The 21,045-nt window shown below is 40.1% G+C and carries 14 protein-coding genes and 1 tRNA gene; 9 read left to right on the forward strand and 6 right to left on the reverse strand.

Annotation, left to right across the window (positions count from 1 at the left end; genetic code table 11):
• Positions 1 to 135: 135 nt before the first annotated feature.
• The gene (ileS, locus tag OMU_RS14125) at positions 136 to 2,922 is read left to right on the forward strand and encodes an isoleucine--tRNA ligase (RefSeq protein ID WP_016180561.1); all 2,787 of its coding nucleotides are present in this window, start codon (positions 136 to 138) and stop codon (positions 2,920 to 2,922) included.
• Positions 2,923 to 3,111: 189 nt separating this feature from the next.
• Here ileS and zwf read toward each other — a convergent pair whose 3' ends face one another.
• Together zwf and efaR are read right to left on the reverse strand one after the other, a co-directional pair.
• Positions 3,112 to 4,626: a glucose-6-phosphate dehydrogenase gene (zwf, locus tag OMU_RS14130; protein ID WP_016180562.1), complete on the reverse strand. Its 1,515-nt coding sequence runs from the start codon at positions 4,624 to 4,626 to the stop codon at positions 3,112 to 3,114.
• Between the two features lie 175 nt (positions 4,627 to 4,801).
• Positions 4,802 to 5,449, reverse strand: coding sequence for a transcriptional regulator EfaR (gene efaR, locus OMU_RS14135; protein WP_016180563.1), 648 nt, complete (start codon positions 5,447 to 5,449; stop codon positions 4,802 to 4,804).
• 209 nt (positions 5,450 to 5,658) lie between these two features.
• Here efaR and gltB point away from each other — a divergent pair, with 209 nt between their 5' ends.
• Positions 5,659 to 10,155, forward strand: a complete 4,497-nt coding sequence (gene gltB / locus OMU_RS14140; protein ID WP_370447996.1) for a glutamate synthase large subunit — start codon at positions 5,659 to 5,661, stop codon at positions 10,153 to 10,155.
• A gap of 1 nt (position 10,156) precedes the next feature.
• The gene (locus OMU_RS14145; protein ID WP_016180565.1) at positions 10,157 to 11,593 is read left to right on the forward strand and encodes a glutamate synthase subunit beta; all 1,437 of its coding nucleotides are present in this window, start codon (positions 10,157 to 10,159) and stop codon (positions 11,591 to 11,593) included.
• A 34-nt stretch (positions 11,594 to 11,627) separates the two neighbouring features.
• Here OMU_RS14145 and OMU_RS14150 read toward each other — a convergent pair whose 3' ends face one another.
• The gene (locus OMU_RS14150; protein WP_016180566.1) at positions 11,628 to 11,984 is read right to left on the reverse strand and encodes a DUF4828 domain-containing protein; all 357 of its coding nucleotides are present in this window, start codon (positions 11,982 to 11,984) and stop codon (positions 11,628 to 11,630) included.
• A gap of 199 nt (positions 11,985 to 12,183) precedes the next feature.
• On the opposite strand from OMU_RS14150, the gene sfsA reads away from it, so the two are divergent.
• Positions 12,184 to 12,915, forward strand: coding sequence for a DNA/RNA nuclease SfsA (gene sfsA / locus OMU_RS14155; protein WP_016180567.1), 732 nt, complete (start codon positions 12,184 to 12,186; stop codon positions 12,913 to 12,915).
• 139 nt (positions 12,916 to 13,054) lie between these two features.
• Here sfsA and OMU_RS14160 read toward each other — a convergent pair whose 3' ends face one another.
• Positions 13,055 to 14,296: an IS110 family RNA-guided transposase gene (locus OMU_RS14160; protein WP_016178709.1), complete on the reverse strand. Its 1,242-nt coding sequence runs from the start codon at positions 14,294 to 14,296 to the stop codon at positions 13,055 to 13,057.
• Between the two features lie 308 nt (positions 14,297 to 14,604).
• On the opposite strand from OMU_RS14160, the gene OMU_RS14165 reads away from it, so the two are divergent.
• From OMU_RS14165 to OMU_RS14175, 3 genes are all read left to right on the forward strand, one after another.
• On the forward strand, positions 14,605 to 15,606 hold the full coding sequence (locus OMU_RS14165; protein ID WP_016180568.1) for a Gfo/Idh/MocA family protein: 1,002 nt from the start codon (positions 14,605 to 14,607) through the stop codon (positions 15,604 to 15,606).
• An 8-nt stretch (positions 15,607 to 15,614) separates the two neighbouring features.
• Entirely contained in the window at positions 15,615 to 16,793 is a 1,179-nt protein-coding gene (locus OMU_RS14170) for a DEAD/DEAH box helicase (RefSeq protein ID WP_016180569.1), read from the forward strand.
• Between the two features lie 186 nt (positions 16,794 to 16,979).
• Positions 16,980 to 17,053: transfer RNA gene (locus OMU_RS14175), tRNA-Arg, on the forward strand.
• A gap of 50 nt (positions 17,054 to 17,103) precedes the next feature.
• Here OMU_RS14175 and OMU_RS14180 read toward each other — a convergent pair.
• Together OMU_RS14180 and OMU_RS14185 are read right to left on the reverse strand one after the other, a co-directional pair.
• Positions 17,104 to 18,342, reverse strand: a complete 1,239-nt coding sequence (locus tag OMU_RS14180; RefSeq protein ID WP_016180570.1) for an aminopeptidase — start codon at positions 18,340 to 18,342, stop codon at positions 17,104 to 17,106.
• 148 nt (positions 18,343 to 18,490) lie between these two features.
• On the reverse strand, positions 18,491 to 18,934 hold the full coding sequence (locus OMU_RS14185) for a flavodoxin (RefSeq protein ID WP_016180571.1): 444 nt from the start codon (positions 18,932 to 18,934) through the stop codon (positions 18,491 to 18,493).
• A 368-nt stretch (positions 18,935 to 19,302) separates the two neighbouring features.
• Here OMU_RS14185 and map point away from each other — a divergent pair, with 368 nt between their 5' ends.
• Both map and OMU_RS14195 read left to right on the forward strand, forming a co-directional pair.
• Positions 19,303 to 20,067, forward strand: coding sequence for a type I methionyl aminopeptidase (map, locus tag OMU_RS14190; protein ID WP_016180572.1), 765 nt, complete (start codon positions 19,303 to 19,305; stop codon positions 20,065 to 20,067).
• Positions 20,068 to 20,082: 15 nt separating this feature from the next.
• The gene (locus tag OMU_RS14195) at positions 20,083 to 21,006 is read left to right on the forward strand and encodes a YihY/virulence factor BrkB family protein (protein WP_016180573.1); all 924 of its coding nucleotides are present in this window, start codon (positions 20,083 to 20,085) and stop codon (positions 21,004 to 21,006) included.
• Positions 21,007 to 21,045 lie beyond the last annotated feature (39 nt).

Raw genomic sequence — 21,045 nt, forward strand, 5'->3', positions numbered from 1 at the left:
TTTTGTTGATTTATCCATTAAGAGAATTCCAACAAAGGTTACCAGTTTTTTTTGGTACGTGTGTAAAAAAAAGCGACAAACTAAGTTACTGTATCGCTAATGTTCAATTTTATAATTTAAAGGAGACGATCAATAGTGAAGACAAAAGAAACTCTTCAACTAGGAAAAACCGGATTCCCAATGCGCGGCAACTTACCTAACCGTGAAGGACAGTGGGAAAAAGAATGGGAAGAAAACAACATTTATGAAAAGCGACAAAAACTAAATGAAGGCAAACCAACCTTCGTTTTACATGATGGACCCCCATATGCAAATGGGAACATTCATATTGGACATGCGTTAAATAAAATTAGTAAAGATATCATTGTACGTTCCAAATCAATGTCAGGTTTTCGTGCGCCTTATGTACCTGGCTGGGATACGCATGGTTTGCCAATTGAACAGGTTTTAACAAACAAAGGGATTAAGCGTAAAGAAATGTCGATGGCCGAATACCGCAAAAAATGTGAAGAATACGCTTTGTCACAGGTGGATAAGCAGCGCGAAGATTTCAAACGTCTAGGAATTGCTGGAGATTGGGAACATCCATATATTACATTGACACCTGATTATGAAGCAGCTGAAATTCGTGTATTTGGTAAAATGGCTGAAAAAGGGTATATCTATAAAGGGTTGAAACCAATTTATTGGTCACCTTCAAGTGAATCTTCATTAGCTGAAGCGGAAATTGAATATAAAGATGTCAAATCTCCTTCAATCTTTGTTGCTTTTAAAGTAAAGGATGGAAAAGGGATATTAGATACGGATACCTCATTCATTATTTGGACAACAACACCGTGGACTTTGCCAGCAAACCAAGGAATCTCGGTTAACCCTGCCTACACTTACGCTGTGGTAGAAGCGGCAGGAGGTAAATATGTTGTTGCGAAAGATTTGTTAGAGAAAGTTGCAGAGGAATTAGAGTGGGAAAATCCTAAAGTTCTCGAAGAGGTTTCTGGAAAAGATCTTGAATACATGACAGCACAGCATCCATTTTATGATCGCGAATCCTTAGTTATTCTAGGAGATCATGTAACATTAGACGCGGGTACTGGACTGGTTCATACCTCTCCGGGTCACGGGGAAGATGACTACTTTGCATGGAAAAACTACCGAAATGACATTATTTCTCCAGTCGATGATCGTGGAGTAATGACAGCTGAAGCGCCAGGTTTTGAAGGTGTTTATTATGACAAGGTTAATCCAATGGTTACTGAATTGTTAGAAAAAAATGGAGCACTATTGAAGTTAGAATTCTTCACTCATAGCTATCCGCATGATTGGCGTACGAAAAAACCAATCATTTATCGCGCAACACCACAATGGTTTGCCTCAATTGATAAGTTCCGTCAAGATATCTTAGACGAAATCGAAAAAGTTGATTGGATCATTCCATGGGGGAAAACTCGTCTGTATAATATGATTCGTGATCGCGGTGATTGGGTGATCTCTCGTCAGCGCGCATGGGGTGTGCCGCTACCGATTTTCTATGGTGAAGATGGGGAACCAATTATCACACCGGAAACTACAGAGCATGTGGCGCAATTATTCGCTGAACATGGTTCTAATATTTGGTTTGAACGTGAAGCAAAAGATTTATTACCTGAAGGATTTACGCATCCAAGCTCACCGAATGGTAAATTTACTAAAGAGACAGATATCATGGATGTTTGGTTTGACTCAGGGTCTTCTCACGAAGCAGTGTTACGTCAACGTGAGGATTTGACCTTCCCGGCTGACATGTATTTGGAAGGTTCTGACCAATATCGCGGTTGGTTCAATTCAAGTATTACAACAAGTGTGGCGATTAATGGCGTTGCGCCATACAAATCAGTCCTTTCTCAAGGCTTCACTCTAGATGGCGAAGGCCGTAAGATGAGTAAATCATTAGGTAACACAATTGTTCCTGGAAAAGTGATTAACCAAATGGGCGCCGATATCTTACGTCTGTGGGTTAGCAGTGTAGACTATGAAGCAGACGTTCGTGTATCGATGGATATTTTGAATCAAGTTTCAGAAGTTTATCGGAAAATTCGTAATACCATGCGTTTCTTATTAGCGAATACCAGTGATTTTGAACCTTCGACACACACGGTTGCTTATGATGAATTACGTTCGGTTGACAAATACATGTTAGTTCGTTTGAATGAAGTAATCAAAACGATTCGTGAAGAAGGTTATGAGAAATATGATTTCACACAAATCTACAAGACAGTCGTGAACTTCTTGACAGTTGATCTATCATCATTCTATTTAGATTTTGCAAAAGATGTTGTTTATATTCAAGCAGAAGACAGCTATGAACGTCGCTGCATGCAAACGGTCTTCTATCAAGCAGCGGTAGCATTGACGAAGTTATTGACGCCAATTATTCCTCATACGACCGAAGAAATCTGGACGTACTTGAAGGAAGAAGAAGAATACGTACAGTTAGCGGAATTGCCAAGCTATGAAACGTTCCCTAACCAAGAGGAATTGCTAGATACATGGAAAGCCTTTATGGATTTCCGTGATAAGGTCTTGAAAGCTTTAGAAGAAGCTCGTAATGAAAAAGTGATTGGCAAATCACTAGAAGCAAAAGTAACCATTTATCCAAATGAACAAGTGGCTACGATGTTGACAGCTTTAGATGCTGATCTAGCACAATTGTTGATCGTATCACCGGATTCATTCAGTATCGCGATGAATACTGCACCAGAAAATGCTATGGTATTTGATGATGTAGCGATTTTAGTTGAAAAAGCAGATGGCGAAGTTTGTGATCGTTGCCGTCAAGTTCGCACGACAGTTGGAGAAGATGAAAAGCTTCCGCATTTATGTGCCTCATGTGCCCAAATTGTAGAAGAAAACTATCCAGAAGCAGTAGCAGAAGGATTAGAATAAAAGACTATAATAGAAGGAACCCGCATCGGAGTAGTTCGATGCGGGTTCTTTAGCTTTTCTCAAAATGTTTTGATTATTAAATGTTGCGATGATTATTCGAGTCAGGTCAAATCTTTATGATTTTTTATTCATATGTCTTTGAGGTAGCTATACAAAAAAAGCTGAGAAAAATTTCCCAGCTTTAATTATTTATTCTAATTGTCCGCGTTCACGGTACCATTGATCGGGTTGCCAAGCCCATTCATGTCCGTTCTTCGCTAAAAGATCGAAGGCACACTGTGGCCCCATTGTACCGGCTGCATAGTTAGGAAAGCCTGGTGTAGTTTGATCCCACGTATTACGTATGCGATCCACAATCTCCCATGAGTTTGCAACTTCATCCCAATGTGAGAAGTTGGTACTGTCACCATTTAAGGCATCTAACAATAGTTTTTCATACGCTTCAGGACTGTTTTCTGTGACTTCAGCACTTTGGCGGAAGTCTAATTTTACTGGTTCAGTATTGAAGCCTTGACCAATTTTCTTTCCATTAAGGGTTAACGAGAAGCCCTCTGTTGGTTGGATGTAAATGGTTAAAATATTTTGTGGTAATTCTCCACCACCGGCTTCTTCTTGCTCGAAATTAAAGACGTTGACGGGGACTTGTTTAAAGACGATATTTATTCTTGTGCCTTTTTCAGTCATGCGTTTTCCGGTTCGAACATAGAAAGGAACGCCTGACCAGCGGAAATTATCAATTAAAAATTTTCCGGCTACAAAAGTTTCCATCAAAGAATCTTCAGAAACATTTGGTTCATCGTGGTAAGCAACAAATTTTTTGTCATCTAACATTCCTGCGTCATATTGTCCGCGAACAAAATTTTGTAATACTTCTTCTGAATCATAGCGACGAATTGCTTGTAAAACTTTTACTTTTTCCTCACGAATGGATTTATTGGAGAAAGAAGTTGGAACTTCCATTGCTAGTAAAGCTACGACTTGCAGGATATGATTTTGAACCATATCTTTTAGCGCACCGCTGTGTTCATAGTAACCGCCACGATCTTCTACTCCAAGCGCTTCGGAAAATGTAATCTGTACGTTTTCAATATAGCGATTATTCCAAAGGGATTCAAAGATATTATTGGCAAAGCGGATCACCGAAATATTTTGGATCATTTCTTTTCCTAGGTAGTGGTCAATTCGGAAAATATCTTGTTCTGGAAAAACTTTTCGGATTTGGTTGTTCAGCTCATTGGCAGAATCATAATCAAAGCCAAACGGTTTTTCGATTACTAAACGATTGTAACCGGTGGACGTCAAAATTTCTTGTGATTTTAAATGATTGACGATTGTTCCAAAAAACTGAGGTGCCATGGCTAAGTAATATATGCGATTTCCTTTTAAACTATATTTGTCATCTAATTGATCAGACAATTCTTTCAATTGATCGTAATGTTCAGTATCGTTGACGTTGTGGGACAGATAGTAAAAATGATTTGAAAATTCTTCTGCTTCTTCCTCAGTTGGTGCAATGTCCTTGATCGTCTCGCGAACGATCTCGCGGTAGTGGTCATCACTCCATGGTCGTCTCGCTGTACCGATTACAGCAAAATGCTCTGCTAAGTTGCCTTTTCTATATAGGCGAAATAGCGAAGGATATAGTTTTCTTTTCGCTAAATCGCCAGTTCCACCAAATATGGTAAATAATGCTGCCTGTTCCATATATTCCACTCCTAGTTTCTTTTAATGAATTTATTTTTCTCTCCACGAATACCATCCAACTAAGCAATGTATCTCATGTGAGAAGTAAAATCGAAATCCTCACTTGATTGATGTGTGCTGTAAAAAGTTGGATTAACATCCTAGTTCGTTTTAATAATAACAAGTTAATGACCAGCTACAGTGAATCAACAAAAATTGTTGACGCTGCTTTGTAACTAATTGAAACCTCTTTTTGTTCATTTTGTAAAGTAATTGGTCCTTCATAAGCAGCAATATTTGTGATCTTGTATTCTTCATGGATTTTGACGCCCAGATCCATCAAATAATCGAGCAGATCCTTTTCATCCAAAACACGGGCTATTCGAACATTGGTGCCTTCAGGATAACTTGCTAAGGTTTGACGATCTTTTTCGTGAACTGTTTGATCCTGCTGTGGAATCATTCCCCCATGAGGACAAAATGTTGGATGATTTAAATAATGATCCAATTTTTGTTCTAGTTGTGAAGAGGTCACGTGCTCTAATACTTCTGCTTCATCATGGACTTCATTCCATGAGTAACCAAGATGATCAACTAAAAAGACCTCCCATAATCGATGCTTACGGACTAGTGTACTTGCTTTTTCTAAACCGATCGGGGTTAATTGAACACCTTGGTAAGGAGAGTGTTCAACCAAGCCTTCTTTCACTAGCTTATTGATCATCTCACTAACAGAAGCGCCAGAAATGGACAAACCAGCAACAATTTTTTTATTACTAACTTTTTCTTTGTCGCCACCTAATTCCAATATTAATTTTAAGTAGTCTTCGCGATTCGGTGTCATTGATGTTCATCCTTTCGTAACGAGGCATATCAGATTAAGTTTACCAAACATATCACATTTTTTCCATTTGATTGGACCGGTGTTTTGAAGAATTGCTACACAAATAACATGAGTAATAAAAAAAATATTCTAAGAATCCTTGCCTATCTAAAAAAAAAAAGGTAGTATATTAAAAATAAATGAGAATTGTCAAACTATTTAAAGGATTGATGTCAATGACAAAGCAACAAGTAACAGAGGCCCCGACCATGTATGATCCCTCATTCGAGAAGGATGCATGTGGTATGGGCTTTATTGCTCAGATGGAAGGGAAGGCTTCACATCAATTAGTGAAGCATGCGTTAACGATGTTAGAACGTATGAATCATCGTGGAGGAACGGGAGCGGAACCTGAAACAGGGGATGGAGCCGGGATTTTAGCGACGATTCCAGATAAATTCTTTCAACGTGAAGCGAAAACTGCTGGGGTAAATTTACCTGATCGTGGTCAATATGCTGTGGGGATGTTCTTTTTACCAGCGGAAGAAAAACACAAGAACGGTTTACAGCAAGCTCTTGTAAAAGAAATTGAAGCAGCCGGGTACTTGGTCCTTTGGCAACGTGATGTTCCGTTCCAATATGAGAATTGTGGTCCAGGAGCACAAAAAGTGATGCCTAGCTTTGTGCAATTATTCATAAAGCGTCCATTAGAAGTTCAGACTGATCGCGATTTTGAAGATCGACTGTATCGATTGCGCCGCAAATTAGAGAGAACGTACCATGCAGGCGAAATGGCTATCTGTAGCTTATCTAGCAAAACAATCGTTTATAAGGGCATGCTGCATGCTTATCAAGTCGGGATTTTTTATGATGATCTGCAGGATGAAGATTTTGCAGCTAGTATTGCAGTTGTTCATTCCCGTTTTTCTACCAATACTTTTCCTAGCTGGGATCGCGCTCAGCCGTTCCGATTTCTTGCTCATAATGGCGAAATCAACACGTTGCGTGGTTCAGAAAATTGGATGAAGAGTCATGGCATTGAAGTGTATAACGAAGAAGATTCTGACTCAGCGAAGTTAGAAAATTGTATGGAATATTTATATCGCAACGGTCGTGATATTCCTCATGCATTGATGATGATGGTGCCAGAAGCTTGGTCGGAAAAGGCCAACCTAGGGGAAGAAATGACAGCATTTCAGGAGTATAATGCGAGTTTTATGGCCCCTTGGGATGGACCGGCGGCATTATGCTTTACAGATGGTGAAATGGTGGGCGCAACGCTGGATCGAAATGGCTTGCGACCTTCTCGTTATTCGATTACAAAGGATGGTTTTGTTCAAGTGGCATCTGAATCAGGCGTGGTCGACTTTGAACCATCAAATGTGATTGAAAAAGGTGTTCTAGGACCAGCAAATATGATTTTAGTTGATACTATCAACGGAAAATTTTACCGTAATCAAGAAATTAAGGAAAAGTATGCCAAATCCCATACCTATAAAGATTGGCTGGCCGAGAATCGAATTGAACTGTCACAACTTGCAGAAGCGGAAGAAGACGCAGCAATGTTGACCGAACAAGAACTGCAAAAGATGTGGAAGTTGAATGGCTACACGGATGAAATTATCCGTGATGAATTATTACCTATGGCGGAAAAAGGTGAGGAACCAGTTCTTTCAATGGGATATGATTCACCATTGGCAGTTTTGAGTGACAAGCCACAATCTTTGTTCACGTATTTTAAACAGCAATTTGCTCAAGTCACCAATCCGCCGATTGATGCGATTCGCGAGCAGTTAGTGATTGGAACAGAAATGTTTTTAGGCCGTGATGGAGATATCCGAGTTGATGATGCGCATAATTGTCAGAAATTAAAAATTAAAAGTCCTGTACTCAGCAGTGCTGATTTTGGCAAAATCGTTCAATTGAACACAAAAGAACAAAAAGCAGTGACTATCTCAACCTTATATTCAGTTGGTGGACAGAATGCTTTAGAAGATGGCTTGGAACAAATGTTTAAAGAAGCTGAATCCGCTATTGATAATGGTGGGACAATCTTGATTCTAAGTGATCGTGGCGCAGAAAAAACCAAAATGGCAATGCCGATTTTACTGGCTGTCTCAGGTGTGCATAATTATTTGGTGAGAAAAGGAAAAGCTTCGTTAGCGAGCCTAGTCGTTGATTCAGCAGAAGTTTGCGAAGTACATCATTTTGCCACCCTTATTGGTTATGGTGCTAGCGGCATTCATCCTTATGGCGCATATGCAACTTTGAATGACTTTGACATTGAAAATGGTCTGGAAAATTATCGGAAAGCAGCTGAAAAGGGAATTGTAAAAGTAATGTCACGGATGGGTATTTCGACGATTGCGGGATATCACGGCGCTCAATTATTCGAAGTCGTAGGTATCAGTCAACCAGTGACAGAAAAATACTTCACTGGAACGGCGAGCCGTATTGGCGGGTTATCGTTAAACCAAATTGAAGAAGAATACTTACAACGTCATCAATTAGCTTATGGGCCACAGCAAAATGATTTACTAGCATCTGGCGGTAGTTTCCAATACAAAGCGGATGGTGAACATCATTTGTTCAATCCTAAGACGATCTACAATTTCCAACAGGCGGTTCGTTCGGGAGATTATCAACTATTTAAACACTATGTTGATCAGATGAATCAGGAAGCGTTAGAAGAGCCTACTAACTTACGGGCGTTATGGGAATTTAAAAAAGAGCGTCCGGCAGTGAAGCTTTCTGAAGTCGAGCCCGCAACTAAAATCGTGAAACGGTTTAAAGTTGGTGCGATGTCCTATGGTTCATTGAGTGAAGAAGCCCATCAATGTATTGCTGAGGCGATGAACAGTATCGGCGCGAAATCCAATAGCGGAGAAGGCGGCGAGAATCGTAAACGTTTCAAACCGCAAGCAGATGGCAAGAATTATAATAGTAAAATCAAACAGGTTGCTTCAGGTCGTTTTGGTGTAAACGCTGAATACTTGATGAGTGCCGAAGAGTTACAAATCAAAATGGCACAAGGGGCAAAACCAGGTGAAGGCGGACAGCTGCCTGGTAACAAGGTATTTCCTTGGGTGGCAGAAATTCGAGGATCGACGCCAGGAGTGCGTTTGATATCACCGCCGCCGCATCATGATATTTATTCGATCGAAGATTTAGCGCAACTGATTTATGATTTAAAAGCTATTAATCCGTATGCGAAGATCAATGTTAAATTGGTTTCAAGTACCGGTGTAGGAACGATCGCAACAGGTGTTGTTAAAGCTGGCGCAGATGTTGTCGTGATTTCTGGTTACGATGGTGGAACTGGCGCCTCACCGCGAAACTCGATTCGTGATGCAGGTTTGCCATGGGAAATGGGTGTCGCTGAGGCGCACCAAACCCTAGCGATGAATAATCTACGTCAACGAATGACCTTGGAAACTGATGGGAAATTGATGACTGGTCGTGACGTCGCCATGGCGATTTTACTTGGCGCCGAAGAATATAGTTTTGCCTCACTTGCTTTGGTAGCGATTGGATGCGTAATGATGCGCGTGTGTAGTTTAAATACTTGTCCGGTCGGTGTGGCGACACAAAATCCAGCATTGCGTAAATTCTTTGTTGGGAAACCTGAGCATCTGATCAATATGATGTATTTTATCGCCGAAGATTTGCGTGAGATTATGGCTGAACTAGGTTTTAGAAGTATTGATGAAATGATCGGCCACACAGAAGTATTGGAGCCGCGCTTTATTGCAAAAGGCAAGGCAAAATCATTAGATTTTTCTCGAATGTTATCAACAAGTATTGGCATCGAACGTAAAACAGAAGATCCGTTTAAAGAAAAACGCGAATGGCCTGAATTGGATCAATTTGCAGAAGGCGCGATTAAAAACGGGGAGCAAGTGAAAATGAGCGCTCCAATTAATAATGTCAATCGAACAGTCGGCGCGCGAATGGGCGGATGGATTGCTGAACGATTTGGTAATTATCAGCTGACTCCTGGTCAAATCCAATACACATATACCGGAATTGCTGGTCAAAGTTTTGGTTCATTTATCACACAAGGGATGGAGCTGAAACTAATTGGTGAAGGAAATGACTACGTGGCCAAAGGACTAAGTGGAGGGCGAGTGATTATTGTACCGCCTAAAGATGCTGCTTATGACGTGGAAAATTCTCCAATTGTTGGAAATGTAGTTTGCTTTGGTGCAAATCGTGGGGAAGGCTATTTCCGCGGGAAGGCTGGCGAACGTTTCTGTGTTCGAAATAGTGGTGCCAACGTGGTGGTTGAAGGAGTCGGTGATCATGGCTGTGAATATATGACTGGCGGTGTTGCTGTCATTTTAGGCCCAACTGGTCGAAACTTCGCGGCTGGTATGTCTGGTGGAGTCGCCTATGTCTATGATCCGAGCGGAACGTTTGCTGACAAATGTAATTTAGAGATGGTGGATCTTTATAAACTCGGCGAAACCGGAGATGATGCTGTCTTGAAAGAAATGATTGAGAAGCATTTGACTTACACAGATTCATTAAAGGCCGCTGAGTTGTTGAATGATTGGGAAAATGCTCAAAAGCATTTTGTTAAAGTATATCCAAGAGAATATCACGAAATGGTTCGTGTGACTGAAGAATTAGCCAAAACCGGTTTAGCAGGTGATGAGCTGATCGAAAAAGCGTTTATAGAAGTGATCGGCGAACAAACCGTACCGGCTGGAAAGGAGCGTGGCTAGGATGGCAGATCCATTTGGCTTTTTAAAATATCCTCGGAAAGACAATCCTTATCGACCGGTTGAAGAACGAATTCAAGATTGGGAAGAATTACAAAACCCACTCGGTGTAGAGGAGCGAAAAAAACAAGCAGCGCGTTGTATGAACTGCGGAATTCCTTTTTGCCATACCGGAATTTTCTATGGCGGAAAAAGAGCTGTCTCAGGATGTCCAAATGATAATTTGATTCCGGAATGGAATGATTATGTCTACCGCGGTGATTTCAAAAATGCATTTGATCGTTTAGCTAAAACGAATCCTTTGCCTGAAATGACTGGTCGAGTATGTCCAGCGCCTTGTGAAAAATCTTGTACAGAAGGTTTGAATGGCTCAGGTGTAGCCATCCATGATAATGAACGATTCATTATTGACAATGCCTTTGAGCAGGATTGGGTCAAAGCTGATGGCATGCCGACTGAACGGACCGACTTCAAGGTTGCAATCATTGGTTCTGGTCCAGCAGGACTGTCGGCAGCTTGGCGGTTGAATCAGCTAGGTCATCAAGTAACGGTCTATGAACGAAGTGACCGTGCTGGTGGATTATTGATGTACGGTATTCCGAATATGAAATTGGATAAGGAAATTGTTCAACGACGAATCAATGTAATGGAGGAAGTTGGCATTACATTTGTATTGAGTACAGAAGTTGGCGTTGACGTTACGGCAGATGAGCTGCAAGCAAAATACGATCGTATTATTATTGCTAGTGGCGCTAGCGTTCCGCGGGATCTAAAAATCAAAGGACGTGAGCTTCATGGCATCCAATTTGCGGTAGATTATCTGACTGAATGTACAAAAGACGTAATGAAGCACGGAAAAAAAGTCACTGATCGAAAGCTCGCTGGTAAGCACGTTGTTGTTATCGGCGGTGGAGATACAGGAAATGACTGTATTGGTTCAGCGATTCGTCAAGGAGCAGCTTCTGTTAAACAGCTAGAAATCACCCCGCAATTACCTGCTCAGCGTACAGCAAATAATCCTTGGCCGGAGTATTCAATGATTAATCGCGTAGGGTATGGACAAGAAGAGGGCGCATTGAAGAACTCAGAGCTAACTTCTTATAATACCTCTACAACTGCTTTTATTGGTGCTGAACGAGGACAAGTAATTGCGATCGAGACAACGCAAGTCGATAGCCAGTTCCAACCGATTGCCGGAACAGAAAAAACTTTAAAAGCTGACCTTGTTTTGTTAGCGATGGGCTTTACAGGAGCCGAGAAGAATTTACTTGACACTTTTGGGGTTCAGGAAATCTATGAAGATTATACGACAAATAATGAAAAAGTTTATGTGGCAGGTGATGCTAGACGCGGTCCAAGTCTTGTCATTTGGGGAATTCGTGAAGGCCGTAAAGCCGCAGAAAACGTGGATCAGATTCTACGTTCGTTGATTCATCAATAAAATAAACGGATGCCAAATTGGCATCCGTTTTTGTCTAATTATTTACAGGGGTAATTGGAAAAGAGACATCATCTAATTCATCATAAAGGCTAACCGGAATACCATTCTTTGTTTTGATCAATAAATGATAGCCATATTGATCCTGAATTGCCAATTTTTGCTCACTCAATTCAATAAGCTGATAGATAATAGCGGTGCCATCTAAAACAATTGAAAGATCAGGATAGATTGTAATGGTGTGATGTTTGTGCTCTTTTGGATGAGTGAATTCCCAAGAACCAACATAAAGGCTATTTAAGTCCTTTGCGTCACGTTTACGAATAATTTTTGAACCTACTGCTGCCACACCAAGTGATGTCGCACTGAGGAACACGGGCCATTTGAATCTCATCCAAAAACTCCTTTCACAACTGTATAGATAAAATTTAATAAATTTGATGGATTTCTTAGCCTATTTCATTGACTGAGAATGTAAGATATAAAATTTACGGACATTCTCATAGGCTTTGTTATACTATATAATAAAGTCTGTCATCTTTCCATCCGACTTAAGGACTATTTAACTATTTTTAGAAGGATTTTGATAATTAATGAAGTATTCGGAGATTCACTTAGCAGCTTTTACTGAAAGAAGCAATCGATTTATTGCCCGTTGTCGGTTATTAGAATCTGGAGAAGAGATTATCACTCATGTAAAAAATACAAGGCGGTGCAAAGAATTATTACTTTCCAACGCAGTAGTAGCGGTAAATCATCAACCGTCTGACAAACGGAAAACAGCCTATGATCTTGTTGCAGTCAAAAAAGGAAATATGTGGATTAATATTGATTCACAGATTCCTAATGCTTTAGCAGCTGAAGGAATTTTGGCAGAGAAGATCTGTTTACCTGGATTAAAAGGTTCTATCATTTATTTAAAACGGGAATATGTCTTTGAACGCTCGAAATTTGATATTTATTTTGAGACAGATCAACAAGAAAAGGGATTTGTTGAAGTAAAAGGGATGACATTAGAAAATCAGGGGATCGGCGCTTTTCCTGATGCACCGACAATCAGAGGATTAAAGCATGTGCAGGAATTACGAGTCGCTCAAGCCTTGGACTATCATTGTTATGTTTTATTTATCGTACAATTTTCTGCAATCCAAGCGGCGACGCTTCACCGTCTGATGCAGCCGGCACTTTATCAAGCAGCAGAAATGGCTATGGCAGACGGTGTGCAAATTTTAGCGTATAATTGTGAAGTAGATCAGGAAACCATTTCGATTAAAGAGTCTGTCTCCTTTGATCTGAAACAAGAATTTATTGATCCAAATCAATGAGTGAAAGGTGGAGAAAAGTTTGAAAATAAATCTATTTGAAGATACCTGAAGAACGGTACACTAAATAAGCCTACCGTTTTCAAAATTTTTGAAATGGAAGACAACGAGTCTATTTAGGAAGAATCAACGTAACTTTGGTTTAAGCACTATCTATAATGGTATATCCGCGTTTTCTTAAAAGGTCCAGAGCTTGGGATTGCGTCAGAACTTTCTCTTCTTTCGCAGGTTTTGGCTCCAGATATCCTTTAGCAGAATAGGGTTCCACCTTTGATAAGACATTCCAGATAGCGGTCAGGAGCATCTTACAAATAGCAATGATAGCTTTCTTGTGTCCACGATTCGCTTTGATTCTACGATAGCGATTTTTAAATTCTGGATGTTCTTTGGATCTGAGAAGAGCATTGGCAATCTGTACAAGTAGCGGTTTCAACGACTGCCCTGCACGAGAGATACGTGTTGATTTTGTTCGTCGGGCACTGCGATCGTTTCTTGGACAGCATCCAGCCCAAGAAATAAAGTGTTTCGAAGTTGGAAACACGGACATATCCGGTCCTATTTCTGAAAGAATCGCAATCGCTGTTATTGGCTGAGTGTCTAAGCCCGGTATGGTACGAAGTAGTTCCAAAACAGGGGAGAAGGGTTCTGCAAGAGCTTGAATCTCTAGATTGATCTCTTCTCGATGCTTCTCAATCTCGTTAATATGGTTGAGGCATTGGCGAAGCTTAATCGCTTGAGGTACAGAAATCGCCCCCTCAACTGCCGCTTGGATTTCTTCAACGGGAGTTTTACAACGGGCATGGATAAATGGTCGAACATCAAATGATTCACCGGGATGTTCTAACAAGTATTGGATGATAGAAGTGGATGATTTTCCGAACACATCACTAAAAACATCATCTAGTTTCAGATTAGAAACGGTTAAGCAGTTTAAAGCACGATTCTTTTCACTTGTTTTCATGTTGGTCAGTTTCGTCCGATAACGCATTAGATCACGAAGCTGGCGGATTTCAAGACCAGGAATAAAACTGGGTTTGATCATGTCGCACATAAAGAGATCACAAATCCATTTTGCATCTTTGCGATCTGTTTTATTTCCTTTCTGGGGTTTGGTGTACTTCGGATGAGCCAGTGTGACAAAACAAGTTTTTTCAAGAATATTAAAAACAGGGATCCAAAATTTACCGGAAGATTCCAAACACACATCCTTACAGTTGTATTTAGCAAGCCATTCAGCTAATTCATTGAGACCTTTTGTAAAGGAAGAGAAGCGAGCTTGCTTATACACTGTACGACCATTCGCATCTGTGATTCCGATACACGCATAGATCCACGTTTTGTGGACATCCAAGCCACAACAATTTTTACGAAAGATTTTGAACATAGCAACCTCCTGTAAAAAAATAGTACAGGTTTGGTAGGGACTGGTCATCCGGCGAAATCGAGTCAACTTCGGAAGAGATAAGTTTACGGGCTACGGGTTTGCGCCATTCATTGATGCCTTAACGGATGACCGACACCATATAATTATGCGGGGTTGCCGCTATACAGCCCCGCCACTCACCTCCTCGGGTTCTGTAGTGTACCAGGGACCTGCAAGGAAAGGGTAACACGGAATAAAAAAAGAAAGAAGGCGCTCTAAGGTTTTCATCACCTCATTGGTGCCTTTCGTAGGAAGGCGGATTTATAATTATGATTAACTTAGGTATTATTGGAACAAATTGGATTACTGATCAATTTGTCCAAGCAGCTCATGAGACGGGGAAATATCGCCTGGCGGCAGTTTATTCTCGGCGATTAGATACGGCACAAAAATTTGGTGAAAAGTATGGCGATGTCGAGTATGCGACTGATCTTGATACGTTTTTCGGTCTTGAACATGTAAATACCGTTTATATCGCTTCACCAAACAGCCTTCATTTCGAGCAGGCAAAGCAAGGAATCTTAGCTGGCAAAAATGTGATTGTCGAAAAGCCCGCTTTTTCAACGCCGACAGAAATGGATGAAATTATTGAGTTGGCGAATCAGAAAAGAGTATTTTTCTTTGAAGCGGCTCGTAATATTCATGAGAAATCTTTCAAAACGATTGCTGATTTTTTACCATCGAAAGATCAAATTATCGGCGCGGATTTTAGCTTTATGAAGTACTCTTCGCGTTACGATCAAGTTTTGGATGGAGGAGAACCCAATATTTTTTCTCCGCATTTTTCAGGCGGCGCGTTGGTTGATCTGGGCGTATACCCGATTTATGCGGCGTTAGCTTGGTTTGGTATGCCAAAAGAAAGTGTCTATTTTGGTCAAAAAATCGCAACTGGTGTTGACGGCTTTGGAGTAGGTGTTTTACGATACGATAATTTTGACGTAACGATTCGGACAGGTAAAATCAATGATAGTTTTCAACAATCTGAGATTTATTTAGTGAACGGAACCTTAGTGATGGATGCTGTCAATTCTATTAGCGAAGCCATTTTTCATGATCGAAATCACCAACGTAGAGAAAAGCTGGCTGTGCATCAATTAGAGAATCCGATGGTTGAAGAGGCAGACGAGTTTGCCCGAGTGATTTTGAATCCAACAGATCGCAAGTTGGGCACGGACTATGAAGAATGGGTCGAATTATCCCGAAATGTGAATCAAGTAATGTATGATATGCGAAAAAGTGCGGGCATCATTTTTGATGCGGACGAGAAATAGAGGAATCCATGAATAATCAGAATTTTGTACCATTTTTACAAAAAAATTGGGAAGAAGCGGGGTTTCAAAAACCAGCATTGATCCAATCAAAAGTTTATGACTTAATTAGTGAAGGAAAAAATTTAGTGGGTATTGCTCCGACTGGCAGTGGTAAGACCTTAGCTTATTTGTTGCCATTAATCAATAGACTTGAAGCAGGCATTCCCAGTCAAGTGTTGGTCTTAACTTCTTCACAGGAGTTGGCGATGCAAGTTGTAGAAGTCGCTCGAAGCTGGATCAGCGGTTCAGGAATGAAAGTTCAACCTTTGATCGGCGGTGCCAATGTCAAACGTCAACAAGAAGCACTGAAGAAAAAACCAGAATTATTGGTCGGAACACCTGGCCGTGTGCTGGAATTGATTATGGCAAAAAAAATCAAAGCTCCCAACATCAAAACACTCGTATTTGATGAAGTAGACCAGCTGGTTCAAGGTCAAAGCTTGCAGTTGATTCGAAACATTCTAAAAGCTACGGATAACAATGCGCAACATCTGTATTTTTCCGCAACTGCTGATGTCGTATTAGATGAATTGAATAAGATTGAATCTGAGCTGATTGTGGTAGATGTAAGCGAAGAAGATGACAGTCAAGGTGAGGTACAACACTTTTATTTAGAGACGAGTGAGCGTAAAAAAGTTGATCAGTTGCGTCGTTTGTTAAATCTACCCGAATTTTTGGGGATGATTTTCTTTAATCAGTTAAGTGATATGGGCAGTGCTGAGGAGAAATTACTCTATCACCAGTTGCCAGTTGCCAGTTTGGCTTCGGACCAATCGAAAATATCCCGTAAAGGGGCGATTGAGCAGTTCAAAAAGCATCAGATCCTAGGATTGCTCACAACTGATTTAGCTAGTCGAGGATTAGATATTGAGGCCCTGTCATTTGTGATCAATGTTGATGTCCCATTAAGCGAAGAAAGTTACTTACATCGTGCAGGAAGAGTCGGCCGAATGGGTAACGCTGGGGTTGTGATTTCCTTTGTTACGCCACAAGAAAAATCAGACTTAATCAAAATTGCTAAAAAACTGAACTTAGCAATTTCACCGATCTATTTATTTGGCGGAGAGCTTTTAACAGAAGAACCAATAAAACAAAGCGAACCAAAAAAGAAAAAAAGTAAAAAGAGCAAAGGGAAGAGACGGAAATAAGTCTCTTCCCTTTGTTCTTTTTAAAATAGCGAATGCAACAAAGTTCTTCGGATTCTTATTTGAGAAAAATTCATGAATTAGTAATAGAGGACCATCGTAATTTTTCATTTTTTTAGAATGTCTTCATTAAATTTAAGTTAGTCATCTTGCTAAAATAAGTTAAAATCGCTACAATAATAGAGGCATGTTCTCGTAGCTCAGTAGGATAGAGCGATCGCCTCCTAAGCGATAGGTCGCTGGTTCGATTCCAGTCGAGAACGTAAAAACAGCACGTAGAATGAAAAAATTCTGCGTGCTGTTTTTGTTTTATTTAAGCCCAATCACCATTTCTAAAGATTGGAACTTTTGAACCATCTTTACGAATGCCATCAATATTCATTTGAGCAGAACCCACCATGAAGTCGACATGAGTCTGGCTGCTATTCAAACCAGCCTCAGCCAATTCGGACTTGGTCATTTCCGTTCCACCCTGCACACTGAAGGGATAAGCTGCGCCCAACGCTAAGTGATTTGATGCATTTTCATCAAATAAAGTATTGAAGAAAGTTATTCCAGATTGAGAAATTGGGGAAGGATCTGGAACTAAGGCAACCTCACCAAGGTGTTTCGCTCCTTCATCAATATCCAATAATGAGGCTAAGACATCAGCTCCCTCTTTAGCAGAAAACTCAACGACTTTTCCATCCTTGAAGGTGAATTTCATTTCATTCAAAGTTGTGCCGGCATAGCTTAATGGTTTTGTACTGGTGATATACCCATCAACACGATTGCGATCAGGTGCTGTAAATACCTCTTCCGTCGGCATATTAGCCATAAATTCATTACCATCTGCAGCAAAACTGCCAGCACCCTCCCAAACATGATTTTTCGGCAAGCCAATCATAATATCTGTACCTGGAGCGGTATAGTGTAAAGCAGAAAATTGTTCCTTGTTTAAACGTTCTGCTTGCTCACGCATTGCTGCATCATGCTCTTCCCATGCTTTAACAGGATCATCTGAATAAATTCGAGTTGTTTTAAATATTTCATCCCAAAGTTTGTCAACTTGTTTTTCACTTGACTCGAGATTAGGGAAGACTTTTTTTGCCCATGCAGGACTAGATGCAGCTACTACTGTCCATCGTAATTTGTTTGATTGCGTGGCTTCCATCACAGCTTGTAATGCTTTGCCACGGGCTGCTTGATAGCTTGCTACACGATTTGTATCGACACCTAATAAAGCATCTGGATTTTGTGAAACAATACTGATTCGGGTGACCCGTTTTTCAGCAAATGTGTTTGCTTCATCTACTTTATAAGTGGGAACTTCATTGATTCGTTCCTCTGCTGCATGACTCAAAAACTCCCGTTGAATTTCATCATCATTCCATTGGACAATAACTTCTGCTGCGCCTAATTGATAAGCTTCTTTTGTAACAAGCCGAGCTAATACAGCTTGATCAACACTGGCGTATACGACAACAGTGTCATTTTTCTGTACATTTACACCAACCTTTGCAATTAAATGGGCATATTTTTCTAAGAGTGTGTCAAAATTAGCTAAAACCATTTCTATCCCTCCAATTCGATAGTCCTATCTTAGCATTTCTTCGATATTCTAAAAAGAAAATGAGATTCATTAATGTATATAATAATTCTGAAAACCTTCATAAAACAAAAAAAGATGCACCAATTGTTTTGGTACATCTAGGTTTCACTTATGCTATAGCTGCAACAAGCTTTTTCGCGAAAGCTTCTAAGTTTTCAATATCTTCTTCTTCGGCAGCCATTTCCACTTTTACACTTTCTGCTCCTCGAGTGGCTCCAGTCTTTGCAAAGGCGGCGTCAAAATCATCAACAGACTTACAATATTGATCATAAAATGTATCGCCAGATCCGCAAACACCAAAAATTTTTCCGTTTAGATCTAATTCCTGTAGTTCTTCGTAAAAGTCTACGATTTCATCAGGAAGGTCGCCTTCGCCATAAGTATATGTCGCAACCACACAAATATCCGCATCTTCAAAATCTTCAGCGTCAACCTGTGTACATTCATCGATTTCTACATCTACATCTAAATTTTCGAAGGCTTCAGCCACAATATCTGCGATTTCTTCGGTGTTACCAGTCATACTGGCGTAAACAATTTTTGCTAATGTCAAAAGAATTCCTCCTTATTAATTTGAATGAATTAATTTTACAAGGAAAATTTCATTCAATTTCGAATGTCGAATCGGTCTTCTCATTAAAGCAAGAAGAACTAATTAAAGTTGAACGGACATCCGTAGCTTTAAGCTAAATTTATGGTCATTATATCAAAATAGAAATCAAAAGGAAATCACTGTTCTCTAACCATTTGTTCGCTTAATAGGGTTATGTTAAAATGGACAAGATGAAAAAGGATGTTCGTCCAGAGATTCACAGACTTTTAAAGCGGCATTAATTCCAATCAAGAGAATTTCGCTTAGCTGGATGACCGACAAGAATATTTTCACCAGAATATAATTAACAAAAATAAGGAGACGAGAAAATGATTACTTTGAAATCACCCCGAGAAATTGAAATGATGAATGAGTCAGGTGAATTACTGGCTGATGTGCATCGTCATTTACGGGATTTCATAAAGCCGGGAATTACCAGTATGGATATAGAGAACTTTGTTAGAAACTTTATTGAAAGTCATGGTGGTGTGGCTGCTCAAATCGGCTTTGAAGGATACGAATATGCAACCTGCTGCAGTATTAACGACGAGATTTGTCATGGTTTTCCAAGAAAAAAACCTTTAAAAAATGGAGATTTAATCAAGGTTGATATGTGTGTAGAGTATAAAGGTGCAATGTCTGATTCTTGCTGGTCTTATGCGGTAGGAGAAGTGACACCAGAAATTAAACGGTTAATGGAAGTAACAAAAAAAGCTATGTACTTAGGTATCGAACAAGCACAGGTGGGCAATCGTATTGGTGACATTGGTCATGCTATTCAAACCTATGCTGAGGGCGAGGGATTTTCAGTTGTACGTGATTTTGTTGGACATGGAATTGGACCAACAATCCATGAAGAACCTGCAATTCCACATTATGGTGTGGCTGGCAAGGGCTTACGATTAAAAGAAGGCATGGTTATTACTATTGAACCAATGATTAATACTGGTGTTTGGCAAATGAAGATGGATCCTAACGGCTGGACAGCTTATACTCAAGATGGTGGTTGGTGTGCGCAATATGAGCACACGCTAGCAATTACGAAAGAAGGACCAAAAATCTTGACTTCACAAGGTGAAGAAGGAACTTATTAGAACGACGAGGATGCTATGGGGCCAATAGATAAAATTAAAAATAACAAGAAATTAATGGATTTCATCCAATCAATCCAAAAACATTTAGCAGAGACAGAAATAGGCGACCGCTCAGTGGTAGTTGCCTATTATTTGTTGCTATCCTTTTTCCCTATCTTGATTATTGTTGGTAATTTGCTGCCGTACTTTAACATTACTCCTGAAACAGTTTTGCCTTATTTGAGCGAGGCCATTCCTCCAAATGTCTTCAGTTTTTTGAAGCCAGCCATTACAAGCTTGTTAGAAAGCAGTTCAGGTGGAATGCTTTCCATTTCCGTTTTAGCGGCATTATGGTCATCAAGTCGTGGGATTAATGCTTTGCAAACCGCACTTAATCGTGCGTACGGTGTTGAAGATCGTGGAAATTTCGTTATTAGCCGTATTGTGTCGGTTGGAATTGTTGGTGTACTAATGATGGCAATCATTGCTGTCGCACTTTTTTTCAGTGCAGGACAAGTGATCTTGGATGCTTTGCAGCAATTGTTGCGTTTCTCACCGGATATTATCAATACTTTCTTAGCGTTACGTTGGCCTGTAACATTGATTGGCTTGTTGGTTATCCTTGGAGGTCTGTATATTGTCATTCCCAATGCACATGTACGGATAAAATATGCATTGCCAGGAACCGTTTTTGCTACGGTGGGCTGGATAGTTCTAGCTCAAGGCTTCAGTATTTACGCACGTACTTTCGCTCAACGTGTGTCAGGATATCAAATCATTGGAAGTTTTATTGTTTTAATGTTTTGGTTGAATTTTGCCGCTACCATTATTATTTTAGGCGGAGTATTAAATGTGACTATCGAGGAATATCGTACAGGACAAGAGGTTAAGGAAGGATCTAATCGTTTGAATAAATGGTTGAATAAATTGAAGGATCGCTTCATTAAAAAGAAAAAATAATTTCAAGATTTTTTGTAAGATTTCATGAGAACCTTGTAA

It is taken from the genome of Enterococcus avium ATCC 14025 (assembly GCF_000406965.1).
Taxonomy (GTDB): Bacteria; Bacillota; Bacilli; order Lactobacillales; family Enterococcaceae; genus Enterococcus_A; species Enterococcus_A avium.